Source organism: Pseudomonas sp. Leaf15 (assembly GCF_001421425.1).
Classification (GTDB): domain Bacteria; phylum Pseudomonadota; class Gammaproteobacteria; order Pseudomonadales; family Pseudomonadaceae; genus Aquipseudomonas; species Aquipseudomonas salomonii.
This window is the reverse complement of sequence record NZ_LMKI01000012.1, coordinates 402,988-417,897: the sequence shown is the minus strand read 5'-3', so window position 1 is coordinate 417,897 and position 14,910 is coordinate 402,988. Positions and strand designations below refer to the sequence as shown.

The following is a 14,910-nucleotide window of genomic DNA, read 5'->3' as shown; positions in this document are numbered from 1 at the left end:
CTGTTACAGGTTGAGGGTCAGGCTGACGGTGAAGTTGCGCGGCTCACCGGGCATCACCCAGTAATTGCTGTAGGAGCGCTCATAGTATTTTTCGTCGAATAAGTTATTGAGGTTCAGGCCCACGGTGACCTTGTCACTGGCCTTGTAATGGGCCAGCAGGTCGACGGTGTGGTACGCCGGCAGCTCGAAGCTACCGCCGGCCTCGCCGGAGCGATCGCCGACGTAGGTAAACGCCGCGCCCAGGTCTGAGCCGCGCAGTGCGCCGTCCTGAAATTCATACACGCCCAGCAGGCTGCCGCTGCGTTTGGCCACGCCGAGAATCCGGCTGCCGGTGGGAATGGTTTTGTCGCCTTTGGTCACTTCGGCGTCGATGTAGGCAAAGGCGCCGATCACGCGTACCGCGTCCGTCAGTTGCCCGCTCAGTTGCAGGTCAAAACCCTGGCTGCGCGCCTTGCCCACGGCGCGGTTGGTGTCGGTGGCCGGGTCCAGCGCCAGCACGTTTTCTTTGTCGATATGGAAGGCGGCCAGGGTGGTGCTCAGGCGGTCGTCGAACAGCTCGCTCTTGATGCCCACTTCGTAGCCCACGCCTTCTTCCGGCTTGAAGGATTTGCCGCCGGCGTCCAGGCCATTGTTGGGCTTGAACGAGGTGGAGGCGTTGGCAAACACGCCGATTTGCGGCGTCAGTTGGTAGAGCAAACCGGCGCGCTGGGTGAGGGCGTCGTGGGTCTGACGGCTCTTGGCGTGGTTGCGGGTGAAGTCGTCGGTGCTTTGCTCGAAATGCTCAAAACGTGCGCCGACCATGCCGCGCAGGCGGTCGGTGAAGATGATCTGGTCTTGCAGGTTCAACGCCTGGCTTTTGACCTGCTCATAGAAGTCAGTGCCGGAACGTGCGCCGCCAGGTTTGGGCTGGCCGTAGACGGGCTTGTAGATGTCGATGGGATAGAGGCTGCCGCCGATCGCGGTGACGCGTTCCTTCTTGCGGTAGTCCTCGTATTCGGTGCCGATCAGCAATTCATGCTGCCAACTGCCGATATCGAACAGGCCGCGCAGTTCAAGCTGGGTGATGCTGTCGTGCCAACCCGTGGAGCGTTCGCGATAACGGCGATTGACGGTATGGCCGTCTGCATTCAACGCGCGGCTTTCCGAGGCGTCGCCCCACAGGCTGCCCTGTTTGTAATGGCTGGCCAGGCGCAGTTGCCAGGCGTCGTTGAGGTGATGTTCCAACGCGGCCTGGATACGATTGTTGTGGTTGCGGATGTTGCCGTCATTGGGTTCGCCGAGGAAGGTCGAGCGCGACATGCCGTGCGGCGCGACGATGCCACGGTCGAAGGTGGAGCTGTGGCGCACGAATTCGCTTTCCACCAGCAGGAGGGTGTCCGGGTCCAATTGCCAGCTGAAAGACGGCGCGACGAACACGCGCTGGGCGTCGACGTGATCGCGGAAGCTGTGGTTGTCTTCCACTGCCAGGTTGACCCGCGACAGCACGCGGCCTTCGTCATCCAGCGGAGTGTTCACATCCAGCGCAGTGCGGTAGCGGTCCCAACTGCCGGCGCTGGTTTGCACGGTGGTGAAGGCTTCGGGCTGCGGCTTCTTGGTGACAATGTTCACCGTGCCGCCCGGATCGCCGCGCCCGTACAGGCTGGCGGCGGGGCCTTTGAGCACTTCGATGCGCTCGATATTGGCCGCGTCCGGTGTGCTCGGGTAGCCACGGTTGGCGCTGAAACCATCCTGGTAAAACTCCGACGTGGTGAAGCCGCGCACGCTGTATTCGTACAGCGTAAGGCCGCCGAAGTTGTTTTGCTTGGACACTCCACCGGCAAATTCCAGGGCGCGTTCCACGTTGGTACTGCCCAGGTCCTTGAGCACCGTGGCAGGAATTACGCTGATCGATTGTGGGATATCGCGCAGGGCCGTGTCAGTTTTGGTCGCGCTGGCGGAGCGGGTGGCGCGGTAGCCTGTGACCGGGCCGGTGGCGGATTCATAGGCATCGCTGGTGACGCTGATGGTGTCCAGTTCAACGCTGTTGTTTTCGGCGTAGGCGGGGTCGAGCAACAAGCCCATGGCCAGGCCTGCGAGGGGAGCAAATCTTCGAGACGGCATGATAGAGCGTTCCAATAGCGATATTGAAACAATATAACATGACTAATGAGAATGGATTTCTTTGGAAACATTAGGTTACAGGAGCCCGCGCACGGGCTCCCGCAGCCGTTATTCCTCTTCTTTGACCGGCGCCGGCGGTGGCCGCAGGCCGATTTCCGCCACCAGCTTGAGCTCTTTGCCGTTGCGCATCACCTGGATGACCACCTTGTCGGTCGGCTTGATCCGCGCCACCTGGTTCATCGATTTGCGGCCATCACCGGCAGGTTCGCCGTCGATGCTCAAAATCACATCGCCCAATTGCAGGCCGGCTTTTTGCGCCGGGCCATCGCGGAAAATCCCGGCAACCACGATGCCTGGGCGACCGGTCAGGCCGAACGACTCGGCCAGTTCCTTGGTCAAGGGCTGTACTTCAATGCCCATCCAGCCGCGAATCACCTGGCCGTGTTCAATGATCGCTTTCATCACCTCCATCGCCAGCTTCACCGGGATCGCGAAGCCGATGCCCTGGGAGCCGCCGGACTTGGAGAAAATCGCGGTGTTGATGCCGGTCAGGTTGCCATTGGCATCCACCAGCGCGCCGCCGGAGTTGCCGGGGTTGATGGCCGCGTCGGTCTGGATAAAGTCTTCGTAGCTGTTAAGCCCCAACTGGTTGCGCCCGGTGGCGCTGATAATGCCCATGGTCACGGTCTGGCCAACCCCGAACGGGTTGCCGATGGCCAGTGCCACGTCGCCCACGCGCAGCCCTTCGGAGCGGCCGATGGTGATGGAGGGCAGGCTTTTCAAATCGATTTTCAGTACGGCGAGGTCGGTTTCCGGGTCGCTGCCGACCACACGGGCCAGGGTTTCACGGCCGTCGCGCAGGGCCACGACAATCTGGTCGGCGCCCGTGGTCACGTGGTTGTTGGTGAGGATGTAGCCTTCCGGGCTCATGATCACACCCGAACCCAGGCTCGATTCCATGCGGCGTTGCTTGGGGCCGTTGTCGCCGAAATAACGGCGAAATTGCGGGTCTTCAAACAGCGGGTGCGCCGGTTTGTTGATGACTTTGGTGGTGTACAGGTTGACCACGGCGGGCGCGGCGATGACCACGGCGTCTGCGTAGGTGACCGGACCTTGCACCACGGAGCTGGTTTGCGGGGCCTGTTGCAGGTTCACATCAAGGCTGGGTAAGCCCACCCATTGGGGATAACGCTGAATAATCAGCATCGCGATCAGCACGCCAGCCAACAATGGCCATCCAAAAAAACGCAGTGCCTTGAGCATCAAGTAAGTCCTGACAGGTTGCAGGGGGCGGGAGAGCGCCCATAATGTCGCGCATTATACGAGGCTGCGAGCGCCTCGGAACGGGATATTTAGGAGTCTTTTATGGCTGTCCCCCTTAGCACCCTGGTCGAGGAAGCGGACCGCTACCTTGGCAGCGCAAAAATTGCCGATTATTGCCCCAACGGCCTGCAGGTCGAGGGGCGCCCGCAGGTGATGCGCATCGTCAGCGGCGTCACGGCCAGCCAGGCGTTGCTGGACGCCGCCGTCGAAGCCCAGGCCGACCTGGTGCTGGTGCACCACGGTTATTTCTGGAAGGGTGAAAACCCGTGCATCACCGGCATGAAGCAGCGGCGCCTGAAAACCCTGCTCAATCACGACATCAGCCTGCTGGCCTACCACCTGCCGCTGGACCTGCACCCGGAAGTGGGCAACAATGTGCAACTCGCCCGTCAGCTGGACATCACCGTCGAAGGCCCGCTGGACCCGAACAACCCGAAGATCGTCGGCCTGGTCGGCTCCCTCGCCGAACCCTTGTCGCCGCGTGATTTCGCCCGCCGTGTGCAGGACGTGATGGGGCGCGAGCCGCTGCTGATCGAAGGCAGCGAGATGATCCGCCGGGTGGGTTGGTGCACCGGCGGCGGGCAAGGTTACATCGACGATGCGATTGCCGCCGGCGTCGACCTGTACTTGAGTGGCGAAGCGTCCGAGCAGACCTTCCACAGCGCGCGGGAAAACGACATCAGCTTTATTGCTGCCGGGCACCACGCCACCGAGCGTTATGGCGTGCAGGCACTGGGTGACTATCTGGCCCGGCGTTTCGCGCTGGAACATCTGTTCATCGATTGCCCCAACCCAATCTAAAGAACACCAAGGCTCAAATGTGGGAGCTGGCTCCCACAAGCCTGCCCCTGCAGCCAAACTCGGGGGCATATTCATATACCGTTTCGATCTAGCTGGCTCCCTGAATAGAAGAAGGTGCTGTGCTAGCATGCCCCGCTCGAACACGGCCCGCTGGCCGTCCATAAGATCGTTTTTCCGTGAGTAGCCATGGTCGACAAACTGACGCATCTGAAACAGCTGGAGGCGGAAAGCATCCACATCATCCGCGAGGTCGCCGCCGAGTTCGACAACCCGGTGATGCTCTACTCGATCGGTAAAGACTCCGCCGTGATGCTGCATCTGGCGCGCAAGGCCTTCTTCCCGGGCAAATTGCCGTTCCCGGTGATGCACGTCGACACCCGCTGGAAATTCCAGGAGATGTACAAGTTCCGCGACAAAATGGTCGAAGAGCTGGGCCTGGACCTGATCACCCATATCAACCCGGATGGCGTGGCGCAGAACATTAACCCGTTTACCCACGGCAGCGCCAAGCACACCGACATCATGAAGACCGAAGGCCTCAAGCAGGCCTTGGACAAGCATGGTTTCGACGCAGCCTTCGGCGGTGCCCGTCGCGATGAAGAGAAGTCCCGGGCCAAAGAGCGCGTGTACTCGTTCCGTGACAGCAAACACCGCTGGGACCCGAAGAACCAGCGCCCGGAGCTGTGGAACGTCTACAACGGCAACGTCAACAAGGGCGAGTCGATCCGTGTGTTCCCGCTGTCCAACTGGACCGAGCTGGACATCTGGCAGTACATCTACCTCGAAGGCATCCCGATTGTGCCGCTGTACTTCGCCGCCGAACGCGATGTGATCGAGAAGAACGGCACGTTGATCATGATCGACGATGACCGCATCCTCGAGCACTTGTCCGACGAAGACAAAGCCCGAATCGTCAAAAAGAAAGTACGTTTCCGTACCCTTGGCTGCTACCCGTTGACGGGCGCGGTGGAGTCCGAAGCCGAGACGCTGACGGACATCATTCAGGAAATGCTCCTGACGCGAACTTCCGAGCGCCAGGGCCGGGTCATCGACCACGATGGCGCAGGCTCCATGGAAGATAAAAAACGTCAAGGCTATTTCTAAGGGGCTGTCATGTCGCACGTATCTGATTTGATCAGCGAGGACATCCTCGCCTACCTGGGCCAGCACGAGCGCAAAGAGATGTTGCGCTTCCTGACCTGCGGCAACGTCGACGACGGCAAGAGCACCCTGATCGGGCGCCTGCTGCACGACTCCAAGATGATCTACGAAGATCACCTGGAAGCCATTACCCGTGATTCGAAAAAATCCGGCACCACGGGCGATGATATCGACCTGGCCTTGCTGGTCGACGGCCTGCAGGCCGAGCGTGAGCAGGGCATCACCATCGATGTTGCCTACCGCTACTTCTCCACCGCCAAGCGCAAATTCATCATCGCCGACACCCCCGGCCATGAGCAGTACACCCGCAACATGGCCACCGGTGCGTCCACCTGTGACCTGGCGATCATCCTGATCGACGCCCGCTACGGCGTGCAGACTCAGACCCGTCGCCACAGCTATATCGCCTCATTGCTGGGCATCAAGCACATCGTGATTGCCGTCAACAAGATGGACATCAATGGCTTCGACCAAAGCGTGTTCGAGTCGATCAAGGCCGATTACCTGAAGTTCGCCGAAGGCATTGCGTTCAAGCCGAGCACCATGGCGTTCGTGCCGATGTCGGCGCTCAAGGGCGACAACGTGGTGAACAAGAGCGAGCGTTCGCCCTGGTACACCGGCCAGTCGCTGATGGAGATCCTCGAAACCGTCGAGATCGCCAACGACCGCAACTACACCGACCTGCGTTTCCCGGTGCAGTACGTCAACCGTCCGAACCTGAACTTCCGCGGTTTCGCCGGCACCCTGGCCAGCGGCATCGTGCACAAGGGCGATGAAGTCGTGGTGCTGCCGTCAGGCAAGAGCAGCCGCGTCAAATCCATCGTCACCTTCGAAGGTGAGCTGGAACACGCAGGCCCAGGCCAGGCCGTGACCCTGACCATGGAAGACGAGATCGACATCTCCCGTGGCGACCTGCTGGTGCATGCCGATAACGTGCCGCAAGTCACCGACGCTTTCGACGCCATGCTGGTGTGGATGGCCGAAGAGCCGATGTTGCCGGGCAAGAAATACGACATCAAGCGCGCCACCAGCTACGTGCCGGGTTCGATCACCAGCATCGTGCACCGCGTGGACGTGAACACCCTGGCCGAAGGCCCGGCAAGTTCGCTGCAACTGAACGAGATTGGCCGGGTCAAGGTCAGCCTCGACGCCGCCATTGCGTTGGATGGCTATGACAGCAACCGCACCACCGGTGCGTTTATCGTCATCGACCGTTTGACCAACGGCACCGTGGCTGCGGGCATGATCATCGCGCCGCCGGTGGGCTATGGTGGCACTGCGCAACACGGCAACCTCGCCCATGTAGCCACCGAAGAACGCGCCCTGCGCTTCGGCCAGCAACCGGCCACCGTGTTGTTCAGCGGCCTGTCCGGCGCCGGCAAAAGCACTTTGGCCTATGCAGTTGAGCGCAAGCTGTTCGACATGGGCCGTGCGGTGTTCGTACTGGATGGCCAGAACCTGCGTCATGACCTGAACAAGGGCTTGCCGCAGGACCGCGCCGGGCGTACTGAAAACTGGCGCCGTGCCGCTCACGTGGCGCGCCAGTTCAACGAAGCCGGCCTGCTGACCCTGGCCGCGTTTGTTGCCCCGGATGCCGAAGGCCGTGAACAGGCCAAGGCGTTGATCGGCAGCGACCGCTTGCTCACCGTTTACGTGCAAGCCTCGCCGCTGGTGTGCGCCGAGCGTGATCCGCAAGGCCTGTACGCGGCAGGTGGGGATAACATCCCTGGCGAGTCCTTCCCGTACGACGTGCCGTTGAATGCCGACTTGGTGATCGACACCCAGGCCACGTCGCTGGAAGACAGCGTCAAGCAAGTGCTCGAACTGTTGCGTCAGCGCGGCGCGATCTAAACCTCGCCGCCACAAAAAAGCCCGCCACCGATGACTCGGTGGCGGGCTTTTTACTTTCTCAAGGTCTGGCGCGGTCACTGTGGGAGCTGGCTTGCCTGCGATAGCGGTGGGTCAGCAACATACCCATCAACTGACAGTCAGCTATCGCAGGCAAGCCAGCTCCCACATTAGATTGCATTCACAGGTCGGTCAGTGGCGGCCTGGGTATTCCGTGTGCAGCTTATCCAGCAGCGCATCCTTGTCTTCCCACAACTGGTTAATCCACCCCTGGAACGCCAGCCGGTACTCCCCGTCCTGCTCATAATTCTTGCCGATAAACCCGGCCGGAATCTGCACCTCTTCAAAGTGCACCACCACGTCCTTCACATTCCCGCACAACAAATCCCAATACCCTGGGCGCCCGGCCGGGTAGTGGATGGTCACGTTCACCAATGACTTGAGCTGCTCGCCCATGGCATCCAGCACAAACGCAATGCCACCGGCCTTGGGTTTGAGCAGGTAACGGAATGGCGATTTCTGTTGTGCATGCTTGCCCGGCGTAAACCGCGTGCCCTCGGCAAAGTTGAAAATACCCACCGGGTTGTCGCGAAACTTCGCACAGGTCTTGCGCGTGGTTTCCAGGTCCTTGCCTTTCTTTTCCGGGTGCTTCTCCAGGTATGCCTTGGTGTAGCGCTTCATGAACGGGAAGCCCAGCGCCCACCAGGCCAGGCCGATCACCGGCACCCAGATCAGTTCTTGCTTGAGGAAAAACTTCAGCGGGCGAATGCGCCGGTTGAGCACGTATTGCAGCACCATGATGTCGACCCAGCTCTGGTGGTTGCTGGTCACCAGATACGAGTGCTGGTAGTCCAGGCCTTCAAGGCCGGTCAGGTGCCAGCGGGTGCGGCGTACCAGGTTCATCCAGCCCTTGTTATTGGTCACCCAGGCTTCGTGCGTATGGTTCATCAGCCATTCGCTGAAGCGTTTGGCGAATGGCAGCGCCTTGAACAGCGCGACGATAAACAGGAACGAACACAGCAGGATCGTGTTCAGCGCCAGCAACAGCGAAGCAATTACCCCGCGCACGGCGGCAGGTAGAAAATCCAGCATTTAGATATCCATAGGTCGGTTGGCGGCTTGAATCGCCGTCAGGGCGATGGTGTACACGATGTCGTCCACTTGTGCACCGCGTGGCAAGTCGTTCACCGGTTTGCGCAGGCCTTGCAACATCGGCCCCAGGCTCACGCAATCGGCGCTGCGTTGCACAGCCTTGTGCGTGGTGTTGCCGGTGTTCAGGTCCGGGAACACAAACACCGTGGCCTTGCCGGCGACCTGGCTGTTGGGCGCCAACTGCCTTGCCACGGTTTCATTGGCGGCGGCATCGTACTGCAACGGCCCGTCGATCAGCAGCGAGCTTTGCTGTTCGTGGGCGAGCAGGGTGGCTTCGCGGACTTTTTCGACTTCTTCGCCGCTGGCCGAATCACCGCTGGAATAGCTGATCATCGCCACCCGTGGGGTGATGCCGAAGGCGGCTGCGGAGTCGGCGCTTTGCAGGGCGATTTCCGCCAGTTCCACGGCGCTGGGGTGCGGGTTCATCACGCAGTCGCCGTACACCAGCACCTGCTCGGGGAACAGCATGAAGAACACCGACGACACCAAAGTGCAGCCCGGCGCCGTTTTGATCAGCTGCAGGGCAGGGCGGATGGTGTTGGCGGTGGAGTGGATAACCCCGGAAACCAGGCCGTCCACTTCATCCAGTGCGAGCATCATGGTGGCGATCACCACCGTGTCTTCCAATTGTTGCTCGGCCATCGGCGCGTTGAGGCTCTTGCTCTTGCGCAGTGCGACCATTGGCTCGACGTAGCGTTGGCGAATCAGGTCCGGGTCGAGAATCTCCAGGCCTTCGGGCAATTCGATACCGTGGGCGCGGGCGACGGCTTCCACATCGGCAGGTTTGGCCAGCAGCACGCAACGCGCAATGCCGCGGGCCTGGCAGATGGCGGCGGCCTGCACGGTCAACGGCTCGCTGCCCTCGGGCAACACGATGCGTTTGTTGGCGGCCTGGGCGCGTTGGATCAACTGATAGCGGAACACCGCCGGCGACAGGCGCATTTCCCGTGGCGTGCCGCAGCGTTGGTGCAGCCAGCGCGCATCGAGGTGGCTGGCGACGAAATCAGTGATGATCTCGGCGCGCTCGCGGTCATCGATCGGGATTTCCTTGTTCAGGCTATTGAGCTGGTTCGCCGTATCGTAGGAGCCGGTGCTCACCGACAACACCGGCAGCCCGGCCTGGAAAGCGCCACGGCACAGATCCATGATGCGCGGGTCGGGCAGGGTGTCGCTGGTCAGCAACAAACCGGCCAGGGGCACGCCGTTGATTGCGGCCAGGCTGACGGCGAGGATGATGTCGTCGCGATCACCGGGCGTAACCACCAGCACGCCCGGCTTGAGCAACTCCACGGTATTACGCATGGTGCGCGCGCAGATGATGATCTTGGTCATGCGCCGGGTTTCGTAGTCGCCGGCGTTGAGAATCTGCGCGCCCATCAGGTCGGCTACGTCGCGGGTGCGCGGGGCGTTGAGTTCGGGCTGGTAAGGGATGCAGCCGAGCAGGCGGAAGTCGCCGCTGCGCAGCAGGGGCGAATGCTCCTTGAGGCGCGCCGAGAAGGCTTCCATGCTTTCGTCGGTGCGCACCTTGTTGAGGATCACGCCCAGCACTTTCGGGTCTTTGGGGCCGCCGAACAGTTGGGCCTGCAATTCCACACGGCCCGAGAGTTCGGTGAGCACTTCGTTCTCCGGCGCCGACACCAGGATCACTTCGGCGTCCAGGCTCTTGGCCAGGTGCAGGTTGACCCGCGCCGCATAGCTGGCGCTGCGGGTCGGCACCATGCCTTCGACGATCAGCACGTCCTTGCCCACGGCGGCCTGCTGGTACAGGGTGATGATTTCTTCGAGCAACTCGTCGAGCTGGCCGTCGCCGAGCATGCGCTCCACATGGGCCAGGCCCAAGGGTTGTGGTGGCTTCAGGCCGTGGGTGCGGGCCACCAGTTCGGTGGAGCGCTCGGGGCCGGTATCGCCCGGATGTGGCTGGGCAATCGGTTTGAAGAAGCCGACTTTCAGCCCGGCCCGTTCAAGGGTACGCACCAGCCCAAGGCTGATGGAGGTCAGACCCACACCAAAATCGGTGGGCGCGATAAAAAAAGTCTGCATGCGAATTCTCTGGAGGTGCATGGCTTCGGTGGCGCTCTATGGCTGAGCGCCTACCGGGAATCAGGCACCAAGGTTATCGTTATTCAGGCGCTTGCGCACACCAGCCGCACGTAAAGGGTTGGCCTATTTTTTCAAGGCGTTGCGCAGCATCCAGTACCCAGGCGCGCGACTGCCATGGCGGCTGGTGGCGCAGGTGCTGGGTGTGGCCGCAGGACAGCTCGGCCACCCAGTGGTTGTCCTCGTCCTGATGGAAACCAATGATGAAGGATGCCGTTGATCGCTCCCGTCTGTCCGGGTTCTGTTCGCTTTCGGGCAAATCCTTGTTTAGACTTGTCCGTTCTTCATTCTTATGCAAAAGGTCTCGCCCCATGACGATCGCCGCTAACAAGGCTGTCTCCATCGACTATACCCTGACCAACGACGCTGGTGAGGTCATCGACAGCTCCGCCGGCGGCGCGCCGCTGGTCTACCTGCAAGGCGCAGGTAACATCATCCCGGGCCTGGAGAAGGCTCTGGAAGGCAAAAGCGTCGGTGACGAACTGACTGTCGCCGTAGAACCTGAAGATGCTTACGGCGAATACTCCGCCGAACTGGTCAGCACCCTGAGCCGCAGCATGTTCGAAGGTGTTGATGAGCTGGAAGTGGGCATGCAGTTCCACGCATCCGCCCCGGACGGCCAGATGCAGATCGTCACCATCCGTGATCTGGACGGCGACGACGTGACTGTCGACGGCAACCACCCTCTGGCTGGCCAGCGCCTGAACTTCCAAGTGAAGATCGTTGCCATCCGCGACGCTTCCCAGGAAGAAGTGGCCCACGGCCACGTCCACGGTGAAGGCGGTCATCACCATTGATTGTGGTTTGATCAGTAGGTAGCAAAAACGCCCCGACTGGTTCGGGGCGTTTTTTTTGCGCCTGAAAATACACTGCAGTTCAAGTGTGGGAGCGGGCTTGCCCGCGATGAGCATAGGTAGTTAACACGAAGTCTGTGGCAGGTGGGCTGTTGTGGCGAGCAGGCTTGTCCTGCGTTGGGCTGCGAAGCGGCCCCAGTATGGGCACTGCAGTTTTCCTGAAAGAACTCAGCGTCTGGGTTAGGGGCTGCTTCGCAGCCCAACGCAGGGCAAGCCTGCTCGCCACAGGAGAAATTGGCTGCCTTCAAAAGTTGTGTAGATACCCATGCCGCGATGAGGGCGTGTCAGCCACCCTATTCACTACTGACCCAGCGCAATCGCGGGCAAGCCCGCTCCCACATTTTTGATCTTATCGCGCGCAAACAAAAATGCCCCGGACCTTTCGGTACGGGGCATTTCTTAACTGTTACGCAACCTGAGTTACGTGGCAGTTGTTACCACTTAGGCTGCTGCAGCGACGTTCAGAGCCTTGATGTGGCCATTCAGGCGGCTCTTATGACGAGCGGCTTTGTTCTTGTGGATGATGCCTTTATCGGCCATACGGTCGATAACAGGCACAGCCAGAACGTAAGCAGCTTGAGCTTTTTCAGCGTCTTTGGTGTCGATGGCTTTAACTACATTCTTGATGTAGGTACGAACCATGGAACGCAGGCTGGCGTTGTGGCTGCGACGCTTCTCAGCCTGTTTTGCACGTTTTTTGGCGGAAGGTGTGTTGGCCACCGTCGAGCTCCTCGAAAGACTTTTTAGGAAATAGCAAACAAAATAGGCCGCGAATCATGCCGATGACTTGATGGGTTGTCAAGGGCGGCTGATGCGAACTGCTGAGTGGTCGATCTGAAGAGGCGGGTGATTTATTTCCGGCGCTTGACCTGTAAACTCGCGAGCTTTGGCTCTGTGCTGTTGCAGGCGCGCAGTATCGCATAAGTGGGCGCTTTGTTCGCCTGCTCTTTATCTAAAGGCGCAAACTCTTTCAATGAATCTGCTCAAATCGTTGGCTGCCGTCAGCTCTATCACGATGATCTCCCGGGTTTTGGGGTTTGTGCGTGACACCCTGCTGGCGCGCATTTTCGGCGCCAGCATGGCCACGGATGCGTTCTTTATTGCCTTTAAACTGCCCAACCTGCTGCGGCGGATCTTCGCCGAGGGCGCATTTTCCCAGGCGTTCGTGCCGATCCTGGCCGAATACAAAACCCAGCAGGGCGAAGAAGCGACCCGTACCTTTATTGCCTATGTCTCGGGCCTGCTGACCCTGGTACTGATGCTGGTAACCCTGGTCGGCATGCTCGCCGCGCCCTGGGTGATCTGGGCCACGGCCCCAGGTTTTGCCAATACGCCGGAAAAATTCGCGCTGACCACTGACCTGCTGCGCGTGACCTTTCCTTATATATTGCTGATCTCGCTGTCATCCCTGGCCGGGGCGATCCTCAATACCTGGAACCGTTTCTCGGTACCGGCCTTCGTGCCGACATTGCTGAACGTCAGCATGATTATTTTCGCGCTGTTCCTGACGCCGTACTTCGACCCGCCCGTCATGGCCCTGGGTTGGGCGGTACTGGCCGGCGGCCTGGCACAGCTGCTGTACCAACTGCCGCACCTGAAAAAAATCGGCATGCTGGTGCTGCCGCGCCTGAACCTCAAGGACACCGGCGTATGGCGTGTGATGCGCAATATGCTGCCGGCGATCCTCGGCGTGTCGGTGAGCCAGATTTCCCTGATCATCAATACCGCATTCGCGTCCTTGCTGGTTTCAGGTTCGGTCTCCTGGATGTACTACGCCGATCGCTTGATGGAGTTGCCGTCCGGCGTACTGGGTGTGGCCTTGGGCACAATCTTGCTGCCGACGCTGTCGCGCACCTATGCCAGCAAGGACCGCCAGGAGTACTCGCGCATCCTCGACTGGGGCCTGCGCCTGTGCTTCATGCTGGTGCTGCCGTGTTCCCTGGCCCTGGGCATTCTGGCTGAGCCGTTGACCGTGTCGCTGTTCCAATACGGCCAGTTCAGCGCGTTTGACGCGTCAATGACCCAACGCGCGCTGGTCGCCTACTCCGTCGGCCTGCTCGGCATTATCGTGATCAAAGTGCTGGCGCCGGGCTTCTACGCCCAGCAAAACATTCGCACGCCGGTCAAGATCGCAATCTTCACCCTGATCGTCACGCAACTGCTCAACCTGGTGTTTATCGGCCCGTTGGCCCATGCCGGCCTGGCCCTGGCCATCAGCGCGGGTGCCTGCATCAACGCGGGCCTGCTGTTCTATCAACTGCGCAAGCAGCAGATGTATCAGCCGCAGCCGGGCTGGGGCCTGTTTGCCCTCAAGCTGCTGGTGGCAGTGGCGATGATGTCGGCGGTTTTGCTGGGCCTGATGCACTTCATGCCCGCCTGGGATCAAGGCCATATGCTTGAACGCTTCATGCGCCTGGGTGTTCTGGTCGTGGCGGGTGTAGTGGTGTACTTCGGGATGTTGCTGCTGCAAGGCTTCCGTCTGCGTGATTTCAATCGAAAGTCGCTTGGCTAGAGACTTTGCCGTGATAAAACGGTTGTTTTATCGATCCGATCCATTTGGCCTGCGCTGTTGCCTGTCGTCCGGGGCCGGGTGTGGTTATAATCGACCACTTTATGAGCAAGAAGCGCGTTATGCAGCTGGTTCGAGGTCTCCACAACCTGCGCCCCGAGCATCGGGGCTGCGTCGCCACTATTGGCAACTTTGACGGTGTTCACCGTGGCCACCAGGCTATCCTGGGCCGGCTGCGTGAACGTGCGGTCGAGTTGGGCGTGCCCAGCTGCGTGGTGATTTTTGAGCCACAGCCGCGGGAATACTTTACCCCCGAGACGGCGCCGGCCCGCTTGGCACGCCTGCGCGACAAGCTGCAACTGCTGGCTGAAGAGGGCGTGGACCGTGTGCTGTGCCTGGCTTTCAACCAGCGCTTGCAAAGCCTCAGCGCCGCCGAGTTCGTCGACCGCATCCTGGTGGACGGCCTGGGCGTGCAGCACCTGGAGGTCGGCGACGACTTCCGTTTCGGCTGCGACCGCGTCGGCGATTTCGACTTCCTGCAACACGCCGGTGTGAATCAAGGTTTTACCGTCGAAGCCGCGCAAACCGTCGAACTGGACGGCCTGCGCGTGAGCAGCACCCAGGTGCGTAACGCCCTGGCGGCTGCCGACTTCGCCTTGGCCGAGCGTTTGCTCGGTCGCCCGTTCCGCATTGCCGGGCGGGTATTGCACGGCCAGAAGTTGGCGCGCCAACTGGGCACGCCAACCGCCAACGTGCAGCTCAAACGTCGTCGTGTGCCGCTCACCGGGGTTTACCTGGTGAGTGTCGACATCGACGGCCAATCGTGGCCGGGAGTCGCCAACATAGGCGTCAGGCCCACGGTTGCAGGTGATGGCAAGGCCCACCTGGAAGTTCACCTTTTGGATTTTGCCGGTGATTTGTATGACCGGCGTTTAACGGTGGTTTTCCACCAGAAGCTGCGTGAAGAGCAGCGTTTCGCCTCCCTTGAGGCGTTGAAAACGGCGATCAATGCGGATGTCGCCGCCGCCCGTGCACTAGCCGCACCTAGCGCCCATCGCTAACCGA

Annotated in this window: 12 protein-coding genes; 6 read left to right on the top strand and 6 right to left on the bottom strand. The window is 60.7% G+C overall.

All coding sequences use genetic code 11. The annotated features are described in order from the left end of the window. Nucleotides 1–3: 3 nt before the first annotated feature. Entirely contained in the window at nucleotides 4–2,100 is a 2,097-nt protein-coding gene (locus tag ASE80_RS12250; RefSeq protein WP_056859114.1) for a TonB-dependent siderophore receptor, read from the bottom strand. 108 nt (nucleotides 2,101–2,208) lie between these two features. After that, the gene (gene algW, locus ASE80_RS12245) at nucleotides 2,209–3,363 is read right to left on the bottom strand and encodes a Do family serine endopeptidase AlgW (protein ID WP_056859113.1); all 1,155 of its coding nucleotides are present in this window, start codon (nucleotides 3,361–3,363) and stop codon (nucleotides 2,209–2,211) included. 102 nt (nucleotides 3,364–3,465) lie between these two features. Here algW and ASE80_RS12240 point away from each other — a divergent pair, with 102 nt between their 5' ends. The 3 genes from ASE80_RS12240 (at nucleotide 3,466) to cysN (ending at nucleotide 7,236) form a co-directional block, all read left to right on the top strand. Next, nucleotides 3,466–4,224, top strand: coding sequence for a Nif3-like dinuclear metal center hexameric protein (locus ASE80_RS12240; RefSeq protein ID WP_056859112.1), 759 nt, complete (start codon nucleotides 3,466–3,468; stop codon nucleotides 4,222–4,224). 186 nt (nucleotides 4,225–4,410) lie between these two features. Further along, nucleotides 4,411–5,328, top strand: coding sequence for a sulfate adenylyltransferase subunit CysD (cysD, locus tag ASE80_RS12235; protein WP_003171640.1), 918 nt, complete (start codon nucleotides 4,411–4,413; stop codon nucleotides 5,326–5,328). Nucleotides 5,329–5,337: 9 nt separating this feature from the next. After that, nucleotides 5,338–7,236, top strand: coding sequence for a sulfate adenylyltransferase subunit CysN (gene cysN / locus ASE80_RS12230; protein ID WP_056859111.1), 1,899 nt, complete (start codon nucleotides 5,338–5,340; stop codon nucleotides 7,234–7,236). A gap of 189 nt (nucleotides 7,237–7,425) precedes the next feature. Here cysN and ASE80_RS12225 read toward each other — a convergent pair whose 3' ends face one another. From ASE80_RS12225 to ASE80_RS12215, 3 genes are all read right to left on the bottom strand, one after another. Next, complete coding sequence (locus ASE80_RS12225; RefSeq protein ID WP_056859110.1) at nucleotides 7,426–8,325, bottom strand: acyltransferase; 900 nt, start codon at nucleotides 8,323–8,325, stop codon at nucleotides 7,426–7,428. Beyond that, nucleotides 8,326–10,425 carry a phosphate acetyltransferase gene (pta, locus tag ASE80_RS12220; protein WP_056859109.1) on the bottom strand — a complete coding sequence of 700 codons (2,100 nt, stop codon included), beginning with the start codon at nucleotides 10,423–10,425 and terminating at the stop codon, nucleotides 8,326–8,328. Nucleotides 10,426–10,504: 79 nt separating this feature from the next. Then, nucleotides 10,505–10,795: a DUF3565 domain-containing protein gene (locus ASE80_RS12215; protein WP_056859108.1), complete on the bottom strand. Its 291-nt coding sequence runs from the start codon at nucleotides 10,793–10,795 to the stop codon at nucleotides 10,505–10,507. Here ASE80_RS12215 and ASE80_RS12210 point away from each other — a divergent pair. Then, the gene (locus tag ASE80_RS12210; RefSeq protein ID WP_027606858.1) at nucleotides 10,794–11,279 is read left to right on the top strand and encodes an FKBP-type peptidyl-prolyl cis-trans isomerase; all 486 of its coding nucleotides are present in this window, start codon (nucleotides 10,794–10,796) and stop codon (nucleotides 11,277–11,279) included. The two genes, ASE80_RS12215 and ASE80_RS12210, sit on opposite strands and share 2 nt — an antisense overlap. Nucleotides 11,280–11,777: 498 nt before the next feature. On the opposite strand, the gene rpsT is transcribed toward ASE80_RS12210, so the two are convergent. Next, nucleotides 11,778–12,056, bottom strand: a complete 279-nt coding sequence (rpsT, locus tag ASE80_RS12205) for a 30S ribosomal protein S20 (RefSeq protein WP_003171647.1) — start codon at nucleotides 12,054–12,056, stop codon at nucleotides 11,778–11,780. Between the two features lie 253 nt (nucleotides 12,057–12,309). On the opposite strand from rpsT, the gene murJ reads away from it, so the two are divergent. Next, nucleotides 12,310–13,848, top strand: a complete 1,539-nt coding sequence (gene murJ / locus ASE80_RS12200; RefSeq protein WP_056859107.1) for a murein biosynthesis integral membrane protein MurJ — start codon at nucleotides 12,310–12,312, stop codon at nucleotides 13,846–13,848. 119 nt (nucleotides 13,849–13,967) lie between these two features. Next, nucleotides 13,968–14,906 carry a bifunctional riboflavin kinase/FAD synthetase gene (ribF, locus tag ASE80_RS12195; RefSeq protein ID WP_016971190.1) on the top strand — a complete coding sequence of 313 codons (939 nt, stop codon included), beginning with the start codon at nucleotides 13,968–13,970 and terminating at the stop codon, nucleotides 14,904–14,906. Nucleotides 14,907–14,910: the final 4 nt, after the last annotated feature.

Bases quoted from the DNA above. Each gene is read 5' to 3' on its own strand.
- ASE80_RS12240 (WP_056859112.1), top strand. From the start codon at position 3,466: ATGGCTGTCCCCCTTAGCACCCTGGTCGAGGAAGCGGACCGCTACCTT.
- ASE80_RS12250 (WP_056859114.1), bottom strand. From the start codon at position 2,100: ATGCCGTCTCGAAGATTTGCTCCCCTCGCAGGCCTGGCCATGGGCTTG.
- pta (WP_056859109.1), bottom strand. From the start codon at position 10,425: ATGCAGACTTTTTTTATCGCGCCCACCGATTTTGGTGTGGGTCTGACC.
- murJ (WP_056859107.1), top strand. From the start codon at position 12,310: ATGAATCTGCTCAAATCGTTGGCTGCCGTCAGCTCTATCACGATGATC.
- cysD (WP_003171640.1), top strand. From the start codon at position 4,411: ATGGTCGACAAACTGACGCATCTGAAACAGCTGGAGGCGGAAAGCATC.
- algW (WP_056859113.1), bottom strand. From the start codon at position 3,363: ATGCTCAAGGCACTGCGTTTTTTTGGATGGCCATTGTTGGCTGGCGTG.
- ASE80_RS12225 (WP_056859110.1), bottom strand. From the start codon at position 8,325: ATGCTGGATTTTCTACCTGCCGCCGTGCGCGGGGTAATTGCTTCGCTG.
- ASE80_RS12215 (WP_056859108.1), bottom strand. From the start codon at position 10,795: ATGGGGCGAGACCTTTTGCATAAGAATGAAGAACGGACAAGTCTAAAC.
- ribF (WP_016971190.1), top strand. From the start codon at position 13,968: ATGCAGCTGGTTCGAGGTCTCCACAACCTGCGCCCCGAGCATCGGGGC.
- cysN (WP_056859111.1), top strand. From the start codon at position 5,338: ATGTCGCACGTATCTGATTTGATCAGCGAGGACATCCTCGCCTACCTG.
- ASE80_RS12210 (WP_027606858.1), top strand. From the start codon at position 10,794: ATGACGATCGCCGCTAACAAGGCTGTCTCCATCGACTATACCCTGACC.